The sequence below is a fragment of the Neobacillus niacini genome (assembly GCF_036961885.1).
GTDB lineage: Bacteria > Bacillota > Bacilli > Bacillales > Cytobacillaceae > Neobacillus > Neobacillus niacini_H.
Genome location: NZ_JBALNQ010000029.1, coordinates 146520 through 168982, shown reverse-complemented (window position 1 = coordinate 168982; position 22463 = coordinate 146520). Strand labels below are relative to the sequence as shown.

Annotated in this window: 22 protein-coding genes; 4 read left to right on the top strand and 18 right to left on the bottom strand. The window is 37.8% G+C overall.

The features are described 5' to 3' along the window. Positions 1-268 precede the first annotated feature (268 nt). The 5 genes from cydC to V7124_RS13880 form a co-directional block, all read right to left on the bottom strand. The gene (gene cydC / locus V7124_RS13900; RefSeq protein WP_335490000.1) at positions 269-2011 is read right to left on the bottom strand and encodes a thiol reductant ABC exporter subunit CydC; all 1743 of its coding nucleotides are present in this window, start codon (positions 2009-2011) and stop codon (positions 269-271) included. Continuing rightward, the gene (cydD, locus tag V7124_RS13895; protein WP_335489997.1) at positions 2008-3726 is read right to left on the bottom strand and encodes a thiol reductant ABC exporter subunit CydD; all 1719 of its coding nucleotides are present in this window, start codon (positions 3724-3726) and stop codon (positions 2008-2010) included. The genes cydC and cydD overlap by 4 nt, the downstream gene beginning before the upstream one ends. Beyond that, on the bottom strand, positions 3726-4739 hold the full coding sequence (gene cydB, locus V7124_RS13890; protein WP_335490155.1) for a cytochrome d ubiquinol oxidase subunit II: 1014 nt from the start codon (positions 4737-4739) through the stop codon (positions 3726-3728). The genes cydD and cydB overlap by 1 nt, the downstream gene beginning before the upstream one ends. A 1-nt stretch (position 4740) precedes the next feature. After that, complete coding sequence (locus tag V7124_RS13885) at positions 4741-6147, bottom strand: cytochrome ubiquinol oxidase subunit I (protein WP_335408349.1); 1407 nt, start codon at positions 6145-6147, stop codon at positions 4741-4743. 246 nt (positions 6148-6393) lie between these two features. Beyond that, entirely contained in the window at positions 6394-6675 is a 282-nt protein-coding gene (locus V7124_RS13880; RefSeq protein WP_335408351.1) for a hypothetical protein, read from the bottom strand. A 257-nt stretch (positions 6676-6932) separates the two neighbouring features. Here V7124_RS13880 and cspD point away from each other — a divergent pair, with 257 nt between their 5' ends. Beyond that, the gene (cspD, locus tag V7124_RS13875) at positions 6933-7133 is read left to right on the top strand and encodes a cold-shock protein CspD (RefSeq protein ID WP_026563856.1); all 201 of its coding nucleotides are present in this window, start codon (positions 6933-6935) and stop codon (positions 7131-7133) included. Between the two features lie 111 nt (positions 7134-7244). Here the strand turns inward: cspD and V7124_RS13870 are convergent, their stop codons facing one another. Together V7124_RS13870 and V7124_RS13865 are read right to left on the bottom strand one after the other, a co-directional pair. Continuing rightward, positions 7245-7430 (bottom strand): zinc-finger domain-containing protein, encoded by a 186-nt coding sequence (locus V7124_RS13870; protein WP_335408353.1) that lies wholly within the window; start codon positions 7428-7430, stop codon positions 7245-7247. A gap of 21 nt (positions 7431-7451) precedes the next feature. Further along, complete coding sequence (locus V7124_RS13865; protein ID WP_335408356.1) at positions 7452-8108, bottom strand: ribonuclease H family protein; 657 nt, start codon at positions 8106-8108, stop codon at positions 7452-7454. A 141-nt stretch (positions 8109-8249) separates the two neighbouring features. Here V7124_RS13865 and V7124_RS13860 point away from each other — a divergent pair, with 141 nt between their 5' ends. Beyond that, entirely contained in the window at positions 8250-8651 is a 402-nt protein-coding gene (locus V7124_RS13860; RefSeq protein ID WP_335408358.1) for a reverse transcriptase-like protein, read from the top strand. Positions 8652-8685: 34 nt separating this feature from the next. Here V7124_RS13860 and V7124_RS13855 read toward each other — a convergent pair whose 3' ends face one another. Beyond that, on the bottom strand, positions 8686-8967 hold the full coding sequence (locus tag V7124_RS13855) for a DUF6123 family protein (RefSeq protein WP_335408360.1): 282 nt from the start codon (positions 8965-8967) through the stop codon (positions 8686-8688). A gap of 15 nt (positions 8968-8982) precedes the next feature. After that, a complete protein-coding gene (locus V7124_RS13850) occupies positions 8983-9489 on the bottom strand; it encodes a divergent PAP2 family protein (RefSeq protein WP_335408361.1) in 507 nt (168 codons plus the stop codon). A gap of 85 nt (positions 9490-9574) precedes the next feature. Here V7124_RS13850 and sspL point away from each other — a divergent pair, with 85 nt between their 5' ends. Continuing rightward, the gene (sspL, locus tag V7124_RS13845; RefSeq protein ID WP_335408362.1) at positions 9575-9712 is read left to right on the top strand and encodes a small, acid-soluble spore protein L; all 138 of its coding nucleotides are present in this window, start codon (positions 9575-9577) and stop codon (positions 9710-9712) included. Between the two features lie 91 nt (positions 9713-9803). Here sspL and V7124_RS13840 read toward each other — a convergent pair whose 3' ends face one another. The 9 genes from V7124_RS13840 to V7124_RS13800 all read right to left on the bottom strand — a co-directional run bounded on the left by V7124_RS13840 (position 9804) and on the right by V7124_RS13800 (position 21163). Next, positions 9804-10886 carry a 4Fe-4S binding protein gene (locus tag V7124_RS13840; protein WP_335489994.1) on the bottom strand — a complete coding sequence of 361 codons (1083 nt, stop codon included), beginning with the start codon at positions 10884-10886 and terminating at the stop codon, positions 9804-9806. Positions 10887-10913: 27 nt separating this feature from the next. Next, positions 10914-11720, bottom strand: coding sequence for a dimethyl sulfoxide reductase anchor subunit family protein (locus tag V7124_RS13835; protein WP_335489991.1), 807 nt, complete (start codon positions 11718-11720; stop codon positions 10914-10916). A gap of 2 nt (positions 11721-11722) precedes the next feature. Continuing rightward, positions 11723-12286 (bottom strand): 4Fe-4S dicluster domain-containing protein, encoded by a 564-nt coding sequence (locus tag V7124_RS13830; protein WP_335408367.1) that lies wholly within the window; start codon positions 12284-12286, stop codon positions 11723-11725. Positions 12287-12301: 15 nt separating this feature from the next. Beyond that, the gene (locus tag V7124_RS13825) at positions 12302-14503 is read right to left on the bottom strand and encodes a molybdopterin-dependent oxidoreductase (RefSeq protein ID WP_335489988.1); all 2202 of its coding nucleotides are present in this window, start codon (positions 14501-14503) and stop codon (positions 12302-12304) included. After that, positions 14493-15128, bottom strand: a complete 636-nt coding sequence (locus tag V7124_RS13820) for a TorD/DmsD family molecular chaperone (RefSeq protein WP_335489986.1) — start codon at positions 15126-15128, stop codon at positions 14493-14495. The genes V7124_RS13825 and V7124_RS13820 overlap by 11 nt, the downstream gene beginning before the upstream one ends. Position 15129: 1 nt before the next feature. Further along, a complete protein-coding gene (locus tag V7124_RS13815) occupies positions 15130-15360 on the bottom strand; it encodes a hypothetical protein (RefSeq protein ID WP_335489983.1) in 231 nt (76 codons plus the stop codon). 353 nt (positions 15361-15713) lie between these two features. After that, positions 15714-16607, bottom strand: a complete 894-nt coding sequence (locus tag V7124_RS13810) for a 5'-3' exonuclease (RefSeq protein ID WP_335408374.1) — start codon at positions 16605-16607, stop codon at positions 15714-15716. A gap of 54 nt (positions 16608-16661) precedes the next feature. Then, entirely contained in the window at positions 16662-17489 is an 828-nt protein-coding gene (locus tag V7124_RS13805; protein ID WP_335408376.1) for a sulfurtransferase, read from the bottom strand. Positions 17490-17506: 17 nt separating this feature from the next. After that, positions 17507-21163 carry a dynamin family protein gene (locus V7124_RS13800; protein ID WP_335489981.1) on the bottom strand — a complete coding sequence of 1219 codons (3657 nt, stop codon included), beginning with the start codon at positions 21161-21163 and terminating at the stop codon, positions 17507-17509. A gap of 153 nt (positions 21164-21316) precedes the next feature. Here V7124_RS13800 and V7124_RS13795 point away from each other — a divergent pair, with 153 nt between their 5' ends. Further along, positions 21317-22225: a nuclease-related domain-containing protein gene (locus tag V7124_RS13795; protein WP_335489977.1), complete on the top strand. Its 909-nt coding sequence runs from the start codon at positions 21317-21319 to the stop codon at positions 22223-22225. Positions 22226-22463 lie beyond the last annotated feature (238 nt).

Below are 22463 nucleotides of genomic sequence, written 5' to 3'. Positions count from 1 at the left end.
GTTAAAGAAAAGAGCCTTAACTAAGGCTGTATTCGCATCAATGTTGTTAAAATCTTAAAGCCGATTTTAACGTGGCAATGCCTTAAATAAAGCATCCAGAATTCATTTTCCCACTTTATTTGTCTTTTTGTAAAGGCTAAAAAAATATCCATTGCATTGGTAGAAGTTTGAGAAGGTAACTTGAGGATGTCTAAAAATCCAAAATAAGTGGCCATTCATTGAGTTGAAAAATCGAGTAGGTTGAGTCTGAAATCTAATGGATTCAGACTCATTTTATAATAATTTCTTTGCGCACGGGACAATCAAGTGTATACAATCGGCGGTACCTTGCTTCTGTTTCTAGTAACTGATAGTGGTTTCCATCCATGACTATTTTACCATTTTCTAAGAATAGGATGCGATTCATAGCTTCTACTCCGATTAAATGATGAGTGACCCAGATAATGGTTTTACCCTTTAATGTTTCAAAAATCGTTTTCTGTAGCCTGATCTCAGTGATTGGATCAAGACCAACTGTTGGTTCATCTAGGATTACAATCGGCGTGTTCTGTAATAAGATACGGGCTAAGGCAATCCTTTGACGCTCACCTCCTGAAAACCGCTGTCCTGTTTCCTGCATATTTGTTTCGTAGCCTTTAGGAAGTTGATTAATCATTTCATCCAATTGGACCATCTTGGCGGCCTCATATACCTCTTCATCACTTGCTTTTGGGTTTCCAAGACGAATATTATTTAACAAAGAAGTATTAAATAAATAGGGTTTCTGGTTCAAAAAACCGATCATTTTTGAAATCGATGGTTCCCACTCATGTGCATGAATGCCATTCAATTTTATTTCACCTGATTCTGGAGCGAATGCACCTTGAATAAGCTTTAGGAGCGTGGATTTCCCAGCCCCACTGCGGCCAATTATCGCTATTTTCTCTCCTTGTTCAAGTTTTAATGAAAAATCCGCTAATAATGCTTGATCTGAATACCCAAAGGAAACATTGTTTATTTCTAGCAGGACCTTAGAATCAGGCGTATTGTCTCCCTGAACTGTCTCACTCCTTTTCAACCTGCTTTCTTGTATTAAATCCAGCCTTTTTAGAGATTGTTGGTAACTTGTTGTATCACTTACTGCCCCAGCTATCGGCAAAAAGGATTCTAACAGCGATAGTAATATCAGTCCAAAAGCAGCAATTAACGTTGGAGAAATTTCACCATTTATCGTTAAATCATTCGCCCAAAATACCGCAACAATGACAATGACGCCAAGAACCAGTTGATTCAAAATATCGCGAATGTAAACGAATGACTGCATTTTGGTTTCAATCTTCATTAGACTTTGCTCTTGTTTTTCATACCCCTGGATAAAAGTTTTTGAATGACCGCTAAAAATCCAATCACTTATTCCAAAAACTGCTTCGGTAAAGCGTTGATACAACAAATTTCTGCCATGTTTTAATTGTTTATTTTTAGCCCTAACATAGAGCAATGAAATATATGGACCAACAAAAATCAATAGCCCCATTAGTAAAGCTAGTAGAATAGCAAATGGCAGCGAGAAAAGTCCAGCACCAACGATAATTATACTGTAGACAACTAATGAAATAATCGAAGGGATTAATGTTTTTAGATAGAACTCCTGAAGGTGCTCAATATCATCTGCTAATACTCCTAAAATATCTCCTGTTTGAAACCGGGAGCGGATAAAAAGGGCTTGAGGTTCAATCAGTTCATATAAATGTACGCGCATATTTGAAAGTATTTTTAGAATAAACTGGTGTCCAACCAATCTTTCTACATAACTTAGGGCAGCACGTCCAATACCAAAAGTTCGTACACCGACAATTGGAACGTAAACCATCAAAATGGTTTCTGGCACGGTGGCTGATTTTGTAATGAGATACCCTGATGTAAACATCAGAGCCCCGCCAAAAAGAATCGTAAGTGACCCTATTATCACGGTGAGAAAAAATAAAAATCGGTATTTTTTTATGTAGGGTAGGATCCATTTTTCCTTTTTCATAGAGTCGCCCCCATTTGTGTCTGTACAAGCTGATAATAAACTCCACGTTGGGTAAGTAATTCATCATGTGTTCCAGTCTCCGCAATTTCCCCTTTGTCTAGAACGAGGATTTGATCCATCTCTACCATCCAATGTAGTCGGTGTGTAGCAAAAAATACAAGTTTATCCTTGAACAACTGAAGCATTGTTTCTTTTAGCTCAGCTTCCGTTTCAATATCAAGATGTGCTGTTGGTTCATCAAACATTAAAATAGGCTGATTTCCTAAAAAGGATCTTGCCAATGCAATTCGCTGTTCCTGCCCTCCACTTATCATTCGTGCCCCTTCACCAATGCAGGTTTCTAAACCTTGCGGCAAACCGGAAATCATACCAGTTAACCCTGCTTTCATTAACGCCATTTCAACTTCCTCTACGGTTGCTTCAGGGTGATAGAAGCGTACATTATTCAAAACGGTATCATGAAAAATATAAGGCTGCTGGGGAATATACGTGATTTGTTTTTGCCAATCACGATGGCTTAAAGTTGATACCTCGCAGCCATTTATCAAAAATTTCCCACTTGAAGGAATTAAAAATCCACTGAGAATATCGATGAATGTTGATTTTCCTGAACCACTGCTGCCAATAATCCCGATTTTCTTAAAACCTGAAAATGTATATTGAATATTTTTTAACCCCGCTTTTTCACCATTATTATAGGAGACATTTATTTTGGATAATGTAATCGTGCTAGTAGAATTCCATTCAGGAAGTCTTTCTTGTTTTGGCAGGCTCAAATCTATTTCAAGAATTTCTTGAAACTTTTTACCGGCACTTTTTCCATCAAGTGTTGCATGATAATCTGATCCCACCTCCCTAATAGGGAGGAAGAATTCTGGTGCTAATAGTAAGATTGTTAATGCTGGCTGAAGCTCCATATTCCCATTAATTAATCCTAGTCCAAGGAATACGGCAACCGTTGCAATGGACAGCATCGTAAAAAACTCAAGAGCAAACGAAGATAAAAATGCCACACGTAATGTTGCCATCGTAGCTATACGATATTTTTCACTAACCATTGCGATTTTCTCAATATGCTTCTTGCTTAAGCCTAGGTATTTAAGTGTTTCTAATCCTCTTAACGAATCAACAAAATGGTTGGAGAGTAATTGATAGGATTCATATTGGCTATCAGCTTTACTTTTCGCCGCTTTCCCAAGAATAACCATAAAAGTGAGAACAATTGGAAAGGTGAGCACCAAGATGAGCCCAGAACGGAAATGAACAAATAAGATATAGATGCTAACGATGAGCGGGATAAACCCAGCATTAAGTACTTTTGGAAAGTACAGCTCTAGGTAGCGTCGAAACTTCATCGTTCCTTCCATTACAAGAGTAACTGTCTGTCCTGATCCTTCTTCTCTGGTAAACCGCGGACCGAGTTGAAATAATTTTTTCAATAATTGTTCACGTAAATCCTGACTCGTTTTTGCTGCAAAATGGTAGGTGATATTTCTTTTACTAACCGAAAGCACCTGACGGCCAACGAGTGCGCTTATGAAAATCACTAAGTCTTTACGAACAGTACGAAACAACTCCCCTCCAAAAAGAGAGGAAATTGCTTCAGCCAACGAATAGGCTTGGATAATGATAACCGTCCCTTGTAGTGCGGATAAAATGGCTAAGAGAAGTAACACCTGCTTAGCCCCTTGATAAGAAAACATTTTGTTGTCCATTAGTAAGTTAAATGCTCCTTGTCGGTTACTCTTTTCCGGAAAACATAGTAACTCCAAATGGTATAGCCTAGTACGAAAGGTAAGACCGTTACAGCAACGATGGTCATTATTTTTAAGGAATAATCTCCACTGGCTGCATTATAAACCGTTAAATCAAACGCTTTATCAATTGAGCTAATCATCACTCTTGGGAAAAGTCCAACAAAGATCGCAGCAACCGTAAATGCCAGCCCTAGACCAGACATCGCAAACGATAATCCTTCACGTTTCTTAAGATTGAAATAGTACGTAAGTCCGTATACTAGTAAAATCAATCCAACTAGAATTAGTTCGGGAATTAGTCTCACCTCAAAAATATCAGTCATAAACCAAGATAAACCAACGAACACTGCGAGAACTCCAAAAATGACAAATGTTACCTTTTTAGCTAATACCGCTGCGCGTTTACGGATATCATCTTCGGTTTTTAAAGATAGAAAATTAAGACCATGTAAGAAACAGAGCAATGTAACGGTTAGACCTCCCCAAAGTGAATAGACATTAATGAAATCTGTAAACCCAGCTTCCATGTTCATGTCCCCTTTAATTGGCATCCCTCGAAGCATGCTCGTAAATAGTACTCCTAAAAGGAATGGCGGGAGCAAACTACTGATGAAAATGACCCAGTCCCAGACATTCGTCCACCGTGGGTTCTCAACCTTACGGCGAAATTCAAACGAGACGCCTCGTCCAATGAGACAAAGGAGAACAGCTAGCAGTGGTAAATAATAACCACTGAACATGGTCGCATACCAATGCGGGAACGCTGCAAATATTGCACCACCACCCGTTAACAGCCACACCTCATTTGCGTCCCAGAATGGCCCTATCGTATTGACCATAACGGTTCTTTCTATTTGATTTCGAGCTACTAGTCTAGTTGACATTCCCACGCCAAAGTCAAATCCCTCAAGGAAAAAGAAACCTATAAAGACAACAGCAATTAAGACAAACCATAATTCATTTAATTCCATCTTAAGCACCTACCTTCGTAAATGGATCATTTGCTGCCTTTGACATGACTCCATGACTAATTTCAGGGCCTTTTTTAATTTCACGTACCATTAAATAAACCATTACACCTAATAGGATAGTGAAAACGAGAAGATACATAATAGTTGAAAATAATATCATCCCAGATGAAACATTCGGTGAGATAGAATCTGCCGTTGTCATTAGACCAAATACCGTCCAAGGCTGACGCCCCACCTCTGTCATCACCCAACCAGCAGTGTTCGCCAAAAACGGAAATGAAATGGCAGGTAATAGGAGTTTCAAGAACAAAGAACTACTTTCAAGTTTTCTCTTTTTCCATAGGTAAAGACCACTAAAGGATAACAAAATCATTCCTACTCCAAAGCCAATCATGAGTCTAAAGCTCCAATAGGTTGTTTTCACTGGTGGTATATAGTTTGTATCTTCACCTACCACTGAAACATATTTTTCTTTGTATTCTTCTTGTAGCGTTTCCATGCCCTTAAGTTTGCCTTCAAATTTTGAATAAGCTAAAAAGCTCATAGCATAAGGAATATTCAGTTCAAACTTATTTACATGTTTCTCTGTATCTATGATGGCAAATGCTGACCACGGTGCAGGATCTGGGGTATCCTCCCATATACCTTCAGCAGCCGCCATTTTCATCGGCTGTGTTTTCACTAAGTATTGGGCTTGCAAGTGACCTGTTAATGCAGTTCCTATACTGCCAATTAAGCCAATGATGATAGCTATTTGCATCGATTTTTTATAAAACTCAACATGCTTCTTCTTTAATAGACCCACAGCACTTACTCCTGCAATAAAGAAGGCAGCTGTACACAAGGCACCAGTGAGCACATGCGGGAACTCCACTAATAATTGTCCGTTTGTAATCAGTGCTAAGAAATCATTCATTTCTGCACGACCATTGTTAATTTCAAATCCGACGGGTACCTGCATAAAGGAGTTTGCAGTTAAAATCCAAAATCCTGATAAAATCGTTCCTATTGATACAAGCCAAATACAGGCTAAATGAACTTTCTTTGATAAACGATCCCAGCCAAATATCCATAATCCGATAAACGTTGATTCCATAAAAAATGCAAGCAGAGCTTCTATGGCAAGCGGGGCACCAAAAACATCTCCTACAAATCTAGAGTAATCTGACCAGTTCATACCAAATTGAAATTCTTGGATGATTCCTGTTACGACACCAACTGCAAAGTTAATTAAAAATAAATGTCCCCAAAACTTTGCCATTTTCTTGTATAGCTCTTTCTTTTTTACTACGTACAACGTTTCCATTAAGGCAACCATAAATACTAATCCAATGGAAAGCGGAACAAAGAAGAAGTGAAAAATGGTTGTCGCGGCAAATTGAGTCCTTGCCAGCAATACTGCATCCATGATCATTACCCCCCTAAAAAATAATTCCATGCTCATTCCTTCACAAAACAGAAAAATTGATCCAATAAGGTTAAACACAGTTAACCCTATTATTATGTAGTAAATGATAATAATTATCTTTTAATAATATTTATCATTACTATCACCCATATAGTAGCAGACATTTTTAATAAATGGTTTAGGTAATTTTGTCTGAATTATGAAAAATAAAAACAAGTGGCCAGCTCTAACCACTTGTTTACCTGACTATTTTATTAGTTTTAAAGTTGAATCTTGTATATACCAATTTTCTTCAGGAATGATGTTCGATACTGTCAAAATGAAAGATGGAATCCTCTCAACATCAAAAACGATTGCACCTATCTTCTTTGTAAACACGAGAAAGGCATCACCATGGGAATAAGATGATAAATCATTTCCGATTTGAAGCAATGTCATCAAGACCACTTGTTTTTCTTCGGCTTCAATGAAGACTTGCGGCGAGAACCTTAAAATCCATTCATCACCATCAATCGAAAATCGGTACATTACTCCTCACCCTTTACCAACCATTTTTATAAGAATATGAGGCTGATAAATTTTTATGTTCAGGTGGCTGGATTATTTTTGGAAGTATAAGATTATTGGGATAAAAAGCGCTTACTTTCCTTGACTGTCCAAAAATATTGATGTATATTTTAAGTGTCGTGTATCATTAAGGTAATACCTATATTTTGTTTACATGATAATATTTATCTTTGGCACTTTAAAAAGGTGTTCGTAAAAGGCTTAGGAGGAAATAGTAAATGCAAAATGGTAAAGTAAAATGGTTCAACAATGAAAAAGGTTTTGGTTTTATCGAAGTTGAAGGTGGAGACGATGTATTCGTACACTTCAGCGCTATTACTGGCGAAGGCTTCAAGTCTTTAGAAGAAGGCCAAGAAGTTTCTTTCGAAATCGTTGAAGGAAACCGTGGACCACAAGCTGCTAACGTAGTAAAACTATAATCTAACACAACTAACCTAAGGCTGGCGCACATCGTCAGCCTTTTTTCTTTATTGCTCAAATGCCTGCCCGGGATCTTCTCTCGAGAAATTTCTTAGTTGAGACCTGCTTTTTCATGTAAGCTTCTTTCCATATTCCTGCAGTTTTTCCCCTACTGTACATTGTGAAATGCAAAAACGATGTGCAAACCTCCTGCCGCCTTCCTGTTTAAATTGTTTATGGACAAAACAGCCGTTACAGTATTGACATAATAAGGATTCAACGTGAAAAAACAATTCTTTTCTGTTTGAATTTTCCACCAGTCTACGACTCCCCGTTTCTTAAATAATTTGTGTTTTCGCGAAGATTTCCTTCCCATCTAACGCCTGTGTAGCCAGCTTATCTGCTTCCTTATTATCATTCCTTGGAATGGGGGTGTACTTTGGTGTAAGAGAAAGCGCTTTGATTTTTTTCTCAATTCTGTCGAGCCAGGCATTGAGTACATCTTCGTAGCAAGGCCATTCCCCTTCTAGCTGTTTCAAAACAACCTGTGAGTCACCTTTGAATTCACATGGCAGATGGTGAACACCTAATTCCTCTAATATCGTAAGCGCATAATAAAAAGCAGCATATTCTGCTTCATTATTGGTTTCCATTTCATCAAACTTTTCGTTCGCCCTAATTCGATATTTCTTTTTCCCTTGTTTAAAAAAGATAACAACTCCAAGACCAGCCGTGTTGGTTTCTTTTTGAAATCCTCCATCAAAATAAACGGTAATCTCATGAGGGTCGTCTTCAATTTCAGTCGTAAGCTTCTTCAGTTCTTTTAATATCCAGGATGTCCCTACTTCATCATAAAAATAAATGTCACTTGCTTTCCCAAGCTTTTCAAGCTCTTCACCAGCTTGTATGGCCAATTCTGTTGTTACCCAATCAGAAGTAAATTGTACTTTTTCATTTCTGGCTGTTTTATAATTCCACTCAAGTCTGTATTTCATCATTTTTCAACCTTTCCCTAAATAAATTATCTAATCTTAGCATACCCACTTCAATAAAGTAGAAATAGGAAAAATATAATTCCTGCGTTTTGTGTTAGATTATGATAAACTTTCAATTATTATGAACCTGGAGGGTCTGCTTTGATTGAAGTTTATATCGACGGTGCTAGTGCCGGTAACCCAGGACCGAGCGGAGCGGGTATATTCATTAAAGGAAATGGAAAAGCGGAAAAATATTCGATTCCACTTGGAAATATGTCAAATCACGAAGCAGAATATCATGCGTTTATTAAAGCGTTAGAAATCTGCTTAGAAAAAGGCTATTCTAAATCAGTTGTATCTTTCCGAACTGATTCACAGTTAGTCAGCAATGCCGTTGAAAAAGAATTTGTAAAAAATAAATTATATTTACCTTTGTTTGAGAAGGCACTTAGCTTATCTAAGCAATTTGATTTATTTTTTATGAAGTGGATTCCAAGCATTGAAAACAAAACAGCTGATGAATTAGCACGGCTTGCCATCCGGAAAAATAATTTAGAGTAAAAAAATACCCCCAACCATGGGAGTATTTTTTTGCTTACATAGCCACTAATTCTTGCTCTTTTACGAATTTCAGGGCTGCATTTCTTGTTTGTATTTTGCTCGAAACAAGGGTTTCTAATAAGGACACATAAAAGCTGCCATCAAAACTTTTCTGGGCTTTTAATGTAATCTCTATTGCGGAATTAATTAATTCATCGGAAGCATTCGTGTAGTGTTTTCCGAAATAAATAAAACCGATTGCATCCTCTTGAAATTGAAAACCCTTTCCTTCCAAGTAATGCAAATACTCATCAACTGTCCGCACTGGCTTATCCATCCCTCTCCAAGCAATTTAAAACCAACTACTATCAGATTTTAACTTAAATTTCGACAATTTTCTACTCTTTTTTGAGCATGTATGCCCAATTACTCCGACTAAAGCACCAAGTAAGGCCCCGCCAATTACTTCTTCAGGCTGATGTCCTAACATTTCTTTTAATTTCTTTGGCGACTTTTGTTCAAATTCAACACTTTCTTCTCTGTTTACTTTTTCCATTAGATCGTGCATGGAATTCACTCTTAAGGTTAGTTCGCCTGTTTGGCGCCGAATCCCTTGGGCATCATACATAACAATTAACCCATAAACAAGTGAAAGGGCAAAATCAAACGTCGGCAGACCGCGTTGTAATGCGATAAAAGTGGTTAGCGTTGAGACTCCAGCTGAATGGGAGCTTGGCATCCCACCTGTTTGAAAAAAGAGTTCTGGGCGCCATTCTTGCTTTTTATAATAATGAATGGGAATTTTCAAGCCCTGCGCTAAGCCAATACTAAAAAGGGCCAAATAAACACCTTTGTTCATGTCATCACCTCTTAGCTTTATTGTTTAAAAAGTTGAGTTTTATTATTCCCAGTGGCAATACTAAAAAAATGGGAGGTGAACGACGGTGAGCAAAAACGGTCAAGTAAATCGCGGTGTAAAGGCTCCTGGGGTCAATCCACAGGGCTATGGACAGGATGCGGAAATGACAGAAGATCCTAAAAGTAAATTAGAAAATGCTGCTAAAAAGAAAAATACAAAATAATCCATGGAAAGAGGCTGCCCATGGTTGGACAGCCTCTCTAAATCGCAGCTATTTTTACTTTATACCAGAGCTTTTTGGACAGTACTCCCCGTTAAGATTGTGATAAAAGTTTTTGCTCCTGTTTGAGCAGGGTTCTGTTTTGTACATGCTGTAATTGGATACTATTCGTAAAACAAATGTCTTCGCATAATGAACAGTCTACACATTTGGCAGGATAGAGTGTGATGGAATGCTGGTTACTTTCCGTTTCCATTTTCAAAGCATCCGTGGGACATAAAATCGTACAGGCACCGCAAAAATCACAGTTAGGCTTTATTAACGGAAGCCTGATATCCTCTTGTTTTTGAAAAGTATCATTCCCCTGTAATTGAGCTAATAAGTGTACTCTTTTATTCATATAAGGCAAGGCGGATTCATTGGTCATCTTCTCATATATTTGATTAGACACTTCCCCCAACTCTCTTTTCAATTTAGTAACTTTATCCTCTTGCCTTTTTTCTTGGTAAGATACAACTTCAGTACTTCCTAAGGTTTCTTTTAATGCTAACCTATTCGTTGCCTTGATTTCATTAAAAAAGCTGGATAGGAAGGCCCTTCGATCCTTATCAAACGGTTTCTGTTTTGCTGAATGAGTGATAGTGGAAGTGATTTTTATAGAAGAACCTGCCATCGTTTCTCCAGCCTGAAGCTCCTTTCTCCAAACTCTTTCTCCTGTTTTCACTTCACAGCTGGAACAACCCGCATCAGCATGATAGATGGTAAGGTTTTGACACTTATTCAACATGGAGAGCCATGCTTCTCTAGGAATCATCCCTAAGCAAGGAACCGAAGCCGTCACTACATTCTTATCTGAAACAGGCATTTTTTCACAATGTAAGTACACTTGTTCATTTTGTTCGCACTGATGAACAATTTCAGAAAGTACTTGCGCGAGAGGGGGGCGATTAAATAGCAGAGCATTGGTTGGACATGCGGTTGAACAGATTCCGCATTCCAGACAATGAGCATCTATTTCAATCTGTTTTTTTGTAAACGAAATACTCTTGGTTGGACAATATTCAACACAGCTATGACAAGTGCTTTTCGGGGAAATCAAATGAGTACATAGATTTGGCTCCACCCTCACCGATGTCATTTTTTGATCCATTACCTTGACCCATTTTAACAAATCCATTATGTCAGCCCCCTCTCAAGTATCTACCTATAAATGAATAGCTGTTTCATAAAATAAAACCCTGCCTAAAAATTCACTGATAAATAAAACGGCAAAGGCAGCAGAATAGATTTTTACATTTCTCCATTTGCTATTTTTATAAGATAAGAATAATAACGTAAAGGCTGCTACAAACGTCACAAGCCTAATCCAAAAGAATATATGGTTGAACGTTAATCTAGCTGTTTCAACAGCCTCTGGCAGACCTGCGAGCAAGGATGAAAAGTAACCCGCCATTACAACCGCAGTGACAGCAAGCGTTAAAACCGAAAGACCAGAAATATTAACGTTTATTTCTCCTCTTATTGTTAAAATCGCAGCCACAAATAGAGGACCTAATAAAAGCGATGTTAAAAAGAATGCAAAAAGAGTACTTACCCCATCCCAGGCAGGAATTGCTGGAATCATGTAGATTTTGGCGGATGAAAAGATTGCGATAACTCCAATAATAGACGTGATGCAACCGATGATGCTGCGCTTTGTGCGATCTTCCTTATACCAAAACCAAGTATATACTAAAATCAACCCAATAAATGTTCCATAAAATGCTACCTCACGACTTAGCCACGAGACTCCAATATTTAAGATTGCGCGATATGCGAAGAATGGTTGACCTAAGTGGAGCATGGAGACTACTAGTGAAAGACCGCCAAGAATAAGGAAAGAAATCAATATCAGTAATCCTGTTTTTTGCGATATATCAGCTCTTTTTCGATCTATCCACCAAAGTGTCACAAATCCTCCTAAAATAAGCTGTGACAAAATGGTAAAGATCACAAGTGGAAGATCATGCATGATTATGCCCTCCTAAACTGTTTGCCTGGTTTTGGCAAAATAAATTGAGTAGTTGGATGAGTAATGGATGGATCGGCAAATGTCGGCACTATTGACACTCCACGAGAAGGCTGAACTTCATTATAATCAACAATTTCAATGGCCTCCATTGGACACTTCGATACACAGATAGGTGATTCCCCTACATCTAGCAGATCATAACACATACTGCATTTATCCATTTTTTTCTTAACAGGATTGTATTGTGGAACTCCATATGGACATGCCTTGCCGCACATTTGACATCCGATACAAAGGTCTTGATTATGAACAACAATTCCATCTTCATCCCGTTTTGTATACGCCCCTACAGGACATGCCTTTTTACAGGCTGGCTCATCACAATGGTTACATGCAGTGGATACAAAGGCCCGAACAGGAGTACCCACTAGATCTTCTGGCAGTTCCCGAACAGTTCTCCGTCTCATATTCGGTTCAAGCTGATAAAAGCTTTTACATGAAATTTCACAAGCATGACAGCCAATACAACGTTCAATATTTACTAAAAATCCTAGTTTTTTCGCCATGATTTCCCCTCCTCTTTACGCCTTTTCTATTTTGACAAAATTATCATGGAAGGCGATTCCGCGCTGGCCTTTTTTATAGTCGCCCATGTCGGAAGGTATTGCCTTTACATTAAAGTTCTCGGTATAATTCACATCTTTCCACCAGCCCTCATACATCACAACCGTATCTGTCGGAATCGTTTTTGTTAGTTTGGCTGGAAGAGTCAAATACCCTGCTTCATTTCGGACGTTGACCATATCATTCTCACGGATTGAATATTTCTTTGCCAAATCCGGATGCATTTCAACAAACGGATGCTCATGGATGGCACCTAACCAATCAATATGTTGAAATTGACTATGAATGCCTAATTTCCAGTGTGGTGACATGCATCGAATCGGGTATTCTTTCGTCGTTTTATACTCTTCTATAAATACCGGAAGTGGATGGTGGCCATATTCAACGGCCTTTTCTGAGTAAAATTCATATTTACCAGATGGAGTTCGGAAGTTTAAGTCTTCCCAGGCAACGGTTACCTTGTCGTTTGCCTTCACGGTTCCACCTTTTTTTCGTAATTCATCCCAGCTATTAACGCCGAACATTTCCCGAATGTCATCGTTAAATTCTTTTTCAACCCATTCATCAAGTTCGCCTGAAACTGGAAATGTACATGAACCTGATTCTAACTCATTCAATTTCTTCGAAAGCCCCATGGCAATCTCTAAATCACTTTTCGTTTCGTATAATGGCTTGATTGCTTGCTCATTCACATTCATCCAATAATGCCAATAACTTACGTTGATTCCAACTGTCTCAAATGGGGTTGTGACAGGTAAAACAATATCTGAATATTCCACTGTTTGATTCATATATAAATCCGCTGTTACAATCAATTCCATCTGATCAAATGCTTTTTTTACTACATTTGGCTCAGGGTCTTGAGCAATTGGATTGCGGCAGGCAATCCACATCATCTTAATTGGTGGTTCATTGGCATCAAGGACTTGTGCACCAAAGTTGTTCATATTGACATAACGGTCACCATCACCTACAGTTCCTTCAGGTGCTTCAAAGCTCATCGTATGGTAATTAAATCCCCAGGTTTCTCCACCAATATAATTGACTCCACCGCCTCTTTTACCGACATTGCCTGTCATGGCAGCAAGTGCATCGATCGCACGAACCATAGAGCCTCCGTTTGTATGACGCTGCATCCCAAAGCCGATCCAAATATTGGCTGGTTTTGATGTTGCGTATTCACGGGCAATCCGTTCAATTAAGGGTTGTGGTACACCTGTTTTTTCTGAAGCCCATTCAACCGTGATATTCTTTTTTACATATGACACAAATTCATGAAACCCAATGGAATTATTCGTTACCCATTCCTCATCAAATAAGTGTTGGTCGATAATATAACGAATCATACCAAGTGCTAATGCACCATCTGTACTTGGTTTAATTTGAATATACTCATCTGCCTTTGAAGCCGTTTGTGTAATCAATGGATCAATGACAACGAGTTTAGTCCCTTTCTCTTTCGCCTGCTCAATAAAATACATTGAGTGGGCAGATGTCCAAGCTGGATTCGCTCCCCAAAGAATAATATACTCGGCATCCATAAATTGCTCTGGATCATTGTTATAAGCCGTCCCCATATCAAAAGCTTGGGCATCTGAACCGGCTGGATCACATGGTGTTCCTTGAGCACGAGTAGTAAAGCCGATACTTGAAAGCATTCCTTCCGTTGCGTAATTTAAAATATTGAAGTTTCCAGAGTATTTATTTAAGCAGATTGGCAGTGTGTTTCCGTACTCTTTTTTTATGGCAAGAATTTTCTTGGCGATAATCGTATAGGCTTCGTCCCAGCTAATTCTTTCCCAATTTCCAGTTCCACGCCCTTTTTGCCTCATTGGGTATTTAATACGGTCTGGAGAATAGACGATGCGTGGATACGTATTCCCCTTAACACAAAGTCTCCCTTTTGTGTATTTGTTTTTTTCATTTCCAGTAATAAAAGTAATTCTGCCGTCTTCAACCGTTGTGACAATCGAACATGTGTCATAACAATTTCGAGGGCAAGCATTGTAAAATTGCTGCTTTTTGCCATTTGACTGTGCTGAGGCTGTTGGAATAAGGCCCTTCGCTGCTTTACTACCAATTGTTCCGAGTCCTAAAAGTGTACTTAATGCTGCTGAACCCTTTAAAAAAGTTCTGCGAGAAACATTTTCAGTTAACATCTCTTTTCCCACCTTCCATCAATTTGCTCTCAAGTTGTAAGAATTCTTTTATTAAAACGGCCATCGCGTATGTGATGGGATTTTGACTATTTTCTATGATTTTTTTACAATGCTTTAATACCCATTGCATGAGATGCTTATCTAAAAACATCTTGTAAATTTGTTTATTTTCTTGAATCGTTTGATCTCTTAATACATGTAGAATGAATTCCAATTCAAATTGGATGTGATCATCTGGAATCTGCCCTTCATTCGCTACCTGAAGTCCCACATGATGGTAAAAATTCCGTACATTCAATGTTTCCTGTTGCAAAACGTTTCCTTCATAGTTCCGATAACTAGATTCATACGGTGACGCCAATAACTTATTGGGACCCACAAATAAACGGTTATAGTCATATTCAAACGTTTGAATGGTGGTCTCATTGACTTCTTCTAGCATTTGTAAGCTTTGCGTCACTTCGTCTATTAAACTAGTATTTTGATTTTCTTTTATAATTCGAACTAACTGTCCCCATTGTGCTGAGGTAAGTTGAAGTAAATCCCCTCGATAATAATGACAAAATAACTGATAATAGAACAATCGTTCCTCGTGCTTCATTACCTTTTCTTGTATAATCGTCATATTATTCGCCCTCGTTTTTTAACTGGATTTCCTTCTGAAGTTTCTCGAATTCTAGCTTTTCTTCATCTGTTAATTTCATTTCTTTCTTCACGGTAGGATTTGGGTCACCCACATATTCCTCATTTGGAACCATTTGAATTTTTTCTTTTATGCTTTCTTCTGCTTGCTGTTCACAGCCTAACAGGGATACGGCAATCATTACATTAATAAGTAGGTAAAGATAAGTTTTCATATCTCTTTAACTCCCTTCTGATTCAGTCAAAATAACCATTTGTGAACTAGTGAGCAAATATATATTAACTTTTAGCTCCAATGGTGCAGAAAAATGAATTTCAAGGTATCAAACCAACATTGCCCATAATTTTACAATGCATATAGTACAATTACCCATGAGATGAGTATATAGTAAGAGTCTTTATTTCTAAGGACGAAATAATGGCAAAAGGGTGAAGATTTTATGAAATAATTATGTATTTTAGTTTTCTAAAACATCTACTTAAATCCGCTGTACACCGCACTATGCAATTACTAAAAAACAAAATAATCCATGAAAAGAGGCTGCCCCGTGTTGGACAGCCTCTCATTTTAAGATATAAAGGAAGCCTCCAGCGGCAGCAAACGCTGCAAGCCGCGAAGCTCGAGTTCATTTAACTTGTTTAACGCTTTATCTTTTTTTATGCTTAGTCCTGCCTCTCCCAAATCGCAGCTGACAGGCACATCACATTTAATTTCGGCAAGAATACGCGATAAATGGAGCATTTCTAAATCCTGCTCAATTTTCGTTTTGTGAGACTTTGATAGACGTTCGAGATTTGTAATAATGCCATCAACATGCTCAAATTCCTTTAAAAGTTTTAGAGCCGTTTTCTCACCAATTCCCTTGACTCCTGGATAATTGTCACTTGGGTCTCCCATTAACGCCTTTAGATCAATCATTTGTCGTGGTGTGATCCCTTTTTCTTCAAAGAACGTATCAGGAGTATGAACAAGATAATTCCCATAGCCTTTTTTCAATAGTATAACCGAAATACTTTCATCAAGAAGCTGAAGGATATCCTGGTCACCTGTTAGTATCGAAACATGCGCATGCTCTCGAGCTTGATAGGCAATCGTTCCAATACAGTCATCCGCCTCAAAGCCTGCTAAACCTATGTTCGGGATATCAAATGCGGCAACTACTTCTTTTACTAAATCAAATTGAGGAATTAGTTCTATAGGAGCTTCGCCACGATTCCCTTTATAAGCTTCAAAAATTTCGGAACGAAATGTTTTACTGCCCATATCCCAACAAACGGCTACGTGAGAAGGGTTGAAGGATGATACTGCGGTAAATAAATGTTTAATGAAGCCGTGAATTCCATTGGTCGGAATTCCTTTAGAATTTATCATAAACTGGCCCGTTACAGCCGTAGCATAAAATGCACGAAATAATAGCGCCATTCCATCAACTAGCATAAGTGAAGGTTTTTGATTTTCCATTAAGTATACCTCCTATCAATTAAAAACAACACGAGTTCCATTATAGCATAAATATTAGTGGATTTTGTTTTCTTGATAGGAAATCCAGTCGCTAAAACTTCCCAAGTAAAGTTTTACCTTCTCAAATCCTGCTGCTTTTAATGCTAGAAAATTCGGAGCTGCAGTTACACCTGATCCACAATAAACGATAATTTGTTCTTTAGGATCGATACCGGGGAAACGTTCTTTTTGCACTTCTACAGATTTATAAAAGCCTTTATTTAACCCTTCGAACCAAGGCTTGTTAATGGCTCCTGGAATGTGTCCTGCTTTTTTATCAATCGGTTCTTCTACTCCCAAATAGCGTCTTTCTTCCCTGGAATCGATCAGAATAACTTGAGAATCGGGATCCCCTGCCACTGCGCTAACATCGTCCATACTTGCGAATATTTCATGATTTATGTTGGGGTTGAATGTAGTTTGCTTTAAAACCGGAACTTCTGTTGTTACTGGGTAGTCGCCTTCCTTCCAGCCACGAAATCCTCCGTCCAAGACCAGGACCTTTTCATGCCCTAGATACTTCAACATCCACCAAAACCTTGCGGCAAAAGCACCTTCCCCTTGATCATAAGCAATTACCGTTGTGTTTTCATCAATACCAGCATGTTCAAGCTTATTGATAAACTCATTGATTTTTGGTAATGGATGTCTGCCGCCATGTTCACTTACTTCACCAGATAGGTCTTTTTCGAGGTCAAAATGAATGGCTCCAGGAATATGACTTTTATCATATTCCTGTCTGCCTTTCTCAGAGTTCGCTAATGAAAATGAGCAATCCACAACCCGTATATTTTTTTGATGTAAATTTTTCAGAAGCCATTCTTTGTCAACGATAACATTCATAGGAATCCCCCAGTTATTTATTTCTTTGACTCTTCTAGCTTTTGATAAACCTCTTCTAACTTCTCAATAGACACTCCACCATCCAAGGTGGATAGGATACTTAAATAAAAATCCTCAGTTTGTTCAGCTATTTGTGTTATTAATTTTTCTAATTGATCACTCAAGATTTGAGTATAAGAATGAATTAATTTTTCACCTTCCGCTTTTAAATAATCATCTGCTGGCAGATTTAAAACGCTGTACAGTTCATCACTCATTAACTTCTTTTCATTTTTTTCAAAAAAGGACTTCGGATTTTTGAAATAAGAGACTGCTTTAGTAAACAATTGTTTGTTTAAATTACTAAAAGCGATAGGAAATTCTATTTCTCCATCATGCTTCATCTCAAAGGTTGAAAACGATATGTCTTTATTTTTTTCTATTATATGGCGCGTTAGAGCTGTATGATAGTCAGTTAACACTTTACCCGCAAATACATCTAGTCTGACCGTTGTTGCTCTTAGTTCCTGAGCGAAGTCGAAACCTAGACTTTCTAAAAACTCATCCAACGCAGATTGAACGGCCTTTTTCAAATTTCTACCATCATCTCTTAAGGTTGCAGGATTAAAAGCTTCCTTAAAAAAGTCACCAAAACGGAGGAACACTCGCTGTTTAATATAGTAAAGGAGTTCTTCAGCTTCTTGAGTCATCCGGTTTTGCAAACCATCTGGGTTTTGTTCTTCCAGAATACTTTTTATCATCGATTTTTGTTTTTCTAATTCAGAGCGTCTTTGGTCTTTTACAGATTGATCTTCTTTTGAACTTTGAATAAGTTTATCGACAAGCTGTTTGACACGATTTAATTCATTCCCCGCTGAGGTAATCGCCATTTCCGTTAAATCATTGGAAATAAAATGATAGAAATCCCCTTCAAAATCACCCATTCCAGACTGTATGTCGGTGTTTGGTTCGAGTTTTTCTTTTAAAGCTAATAAACTTGATAACGGATAGAGATGAGGATCCCGAATGCCATATTTTATTAATTGTTCAGTTACATAATCAGCAACCGTATCCTTTTCTTCCTCATTTTCAGCTAAATCAATCGCATTAATAATAAAGAACATTTTATCAAGCTGGAAAGATTCCTTCACCCTTCCAAGTTGAATCAAAAACTCCCGATCTGCCTTAGAAAATGCATGATTATAATAGGTAACAAACAAAATCGCATCGGAATTTTTAATATAATCAAACGCTACTCCAGTATGGCGTGCATTGATCGAATCGGCTCCAGGGGTATCAACCAACGTAATTCCTTTACGAGTCAATTCACAATCATAGTAAAGCTCGATCCATTCAACAAAGCATGACTTTTCTTCTAAAGCAACAAAATCAGCAAATTCGTTTAAATCCGTTTCCAAGATAGTACCAAGCTGCTCTCCATGTAGGTTGAACCCCTTCTTAAATGCTTGTAAAAAAGCATAATGCGTCTTTTCTGTGATACCTTCCTGGCCCTTTTCAAGCAAAACTTTTTCAATTTCATTTGCTGCTGTTTCTAAATTGGAACCTTGAAGATCAAATAGTTTCAATGAACGGTTAACATCTTCTAACATCGCATTTTTTTCTTTAAATTTAACGAGCACCGTTCCATGCTGGTAACGGTCCGTAATTGGTTTAATTTTATTGATTGCAGCAGTCGTCGGATTAGGAGATACCGGCAGTACCTTTTCCCCCATGAGTGCGTTTGCGAATGAAGACTTCCCCGCACTGAATGCACCAAATAGAGCCACCGTAAACCCTTTATGTTCCAATCGGTCTGCTTTATCTTCCAATTCCTTTGCCAGTTTTTTAAATCCTGGCAGGCTGTCAATGAGTTTTGCTGATTGATGTAAGCGAGAAACCGTACTTTGTAAATGACTTCTTGCTGCTTCTGTTTCGCTTTTCTTTGTAACAGTTGTTTTTGTTAGTAGGGGCTTATTCTTTTTTACTTCCTTTGTTTCAGTTAGAGGCTGACCATGAACTACTTCAGCTTCTTCTTCCTCTTGTTTAAATAGAAAATAATCATCTTTATTATTTTCAATTGATTCATTCAACAATTTAACAACTGCTGCTTCTGTGATAGCTGTTTCTTGCTCAAATTTCGTTCGTGCAGCTAGGGCTGTCACAAACTGTTCTAAGTTATGGAATTCTTCTTGATATATTTTTGTTAATTGATTTGTTTTCGCTTCTAATGCAGGAATTAGCACATCTTTAAAATTCAAAATTCCGTCACGGGCTATTTTTTTAATCCCATTTGCTAAATCTTCTGTGTAATGAAGGACATATTCACCCGAAACCATAGCCCCTGGCTTAACCGTTTGAACAATCATATCAATCGGGATTTCAATCGAAAAAGCTTGAGCACTTTTTTGCAGTTCTTGGTTATCCAGACCATTGTGCTTCAGGGCTGCAATTAAATATTCACGTAAATGCCATTCCAGCTGTGATTTGGTTTTATCTACTAGGTCCTGGTAAAGCCGGTCAAGCCGCGCATTCTTCTCTTCAAGCGTTTTTTGTTTCGAGAACAGGAATCCTACCTTAAATTCTGGCTGCGCTGCTTCAAGGAAAGCCTCAGCTAATTGCCGAGTTTGAAACGGCATTAAATAGGCATTTTTCATAATCTTAGCGATTTCATCGTCGATTTCCTTTTCGGTCTCTTTTACTCCTTTTTCAAGCGTTTGTAGGTTTGTGGAAATGGATTGATAGGTTTTAGTTAATTGCTGCTTTTCTTCCTCTGTTAGTTCATTTAATACTTCAAAAATAGGCTGAAGTTCTTCTTCTCTTGTTTTTCGTTGATGGTTTACATGGTCTTGAGCTATCTTTTTTAATGAATGAAAAATAGATTGCTGAAGAAGGTGATCCTTATTTTGCAATTTTTCTGCGATGAATGACTTTAGTTGAATAAATTCATTCCGTTTATGATCTTGGACCTTTAATGAAGTATAAAAGATGCGTGCAGGCTTAACACCCCAGGCGCCAAAGGATTCCTGTACACTTTCTTTAAATTTTTCGAAGGTAAGCTCATCTTCCTTATGCTTATCAACTTGGTTAATAACGAGATAAATTTCTTTCCCAGCCTCGGTTAACTCTTTTGTAAATAAAAAATTCAGCTCCGCTTGAACGTGATTGTAATCCATCACATATAAAACTAAATCTGCCAGGTGGATTGCCGATTCCGTAGCCACCCGATGGGCATCGTCAGCGGAGTCAATCCCAGGGGTATCCATAATAACCGTATTAACAGGAAGCTGCGAGTCAGCATGACTGATTTCGATTTCTTCGATTTGGTCGCCATCCTTGCAGTAATTCTTTACTAATTCATAATCATACGGTGCTAAATACATCCGTGGCTTTTCATTTTTGAAAATAACTTTGGCATATTCCTCACCTGTTCTTACCCTCACAAGGTTCGCGCTGGTAGGAATTGGACTTGCAGGCAGCAAATTCTCGCCAATTACCTTATTTATCATTGTTGATTTCCCGGCTGAAAAGTGACCGCAAAAAGCAATCATATACTCTCCGCTCTGAAGCTTTTTTGCTAACTGCTTTGTCTTTTCTGCGTTTTCTGTATCATTTTGTTTGATTAGGTATTCGTATAAAGCCAGGATTTTGTTTTTAAGTGATGGAATCGTTTCTGTTTTATTAGCCGTTTGCACCATAATTTCTTCCCCTTGTTCACAACTTTGTAATATTTTATATTTTATATGATAATTCAAACTTTTCCTATTGTGAATGCTTAAAATGTTAACATAATATTCACGCATTTATTTTTTCGCTAAGGTATTATAAGAAATATAGGAAGGAAGTGAAGTATGGCATATAAAGAACGGGTTGAGTCTGATGAATTAAAGATTTTTAGGATTTTGAATAATCATATGACTTTACCAAGTAAAGAGAAACAAATCTATTCTAATCTAGAAAAAGGCTATAAAGGAGAGGTGATGTTCGATCAGATAACTGAAGGTCTTGATAAAAGTAAGTTCCTGATTTTAAATGATTTACTTTTAGAGACGAACTCTACAACTTTTCAAATAGATTCTTCTATTATTAGTCAGGAAAATTTCTTGCCGTGTGAAGTGAAGAATTTCGAGGGGGATTATTACTATAAATCTGATCACTTTTACGTAATGAATGATAATGAGATTCAGAGTCCACTTGACCAAATAAAAAGAAGTGATACCTTGCTTCGGCAACTTTTCCAAAAGAAAAAACACTCTATTTCTATTAAATCAAATGTCTTCTTTGTTAACCCAGCCTTCACCCTCTATCAAGCACCCCTAGACAAGCCGATCATTTATCCCACACAGCTTAATAAATTTTTTGAGGAGCTAAATGCAAAATCTTCTATCCTAAAAGATAACCACTATGAACTAGCTAACATCTTAGTAAAAGAGCATAAAACACTATCTCCCTACACGCGATTACCTCCCTATAACTATGCACAATTGAAAAAAGGACTGAGCTGTGGGTTGTGCCATTCATTAAAGGTTTCGTCCGATGGAACTATCATTGTCTGCCATTCTTGTGGGTGTGTGGAGAGTGTGGAGGATGGAATATTGCGGTCTGTGAGGGAACTTCAGCTACTTTTTCCCAATATTATCATCACCACCAATTTAATTTTTGAGTGGTGTAAGGTGATAGAGTCACGAAAACAGATTAGACGGATATTGAAGAAACATTATGAGGCATGTCGTAGAGGAAAATATACCTATTATGAATAAACAATATTTTCCGTCAGATCAGGGTCACTTATGGTGACCTTTTTTTATTCTAATGTTCATTAGGTAACTAAAAGCAAATCCATAGTTACCCTAAGTACTTTTTAGGCTTTTGTTCGGTCACTATAGACTCTCTATAGTTACCCAAAACCCTTTTCGAGCTTCCCCTCGGTCACTATAGACTCTCTATAGTTACCCAAAACCCTTTTCGAGCTTCCTCTCGGTCACTATAGACTCTCTA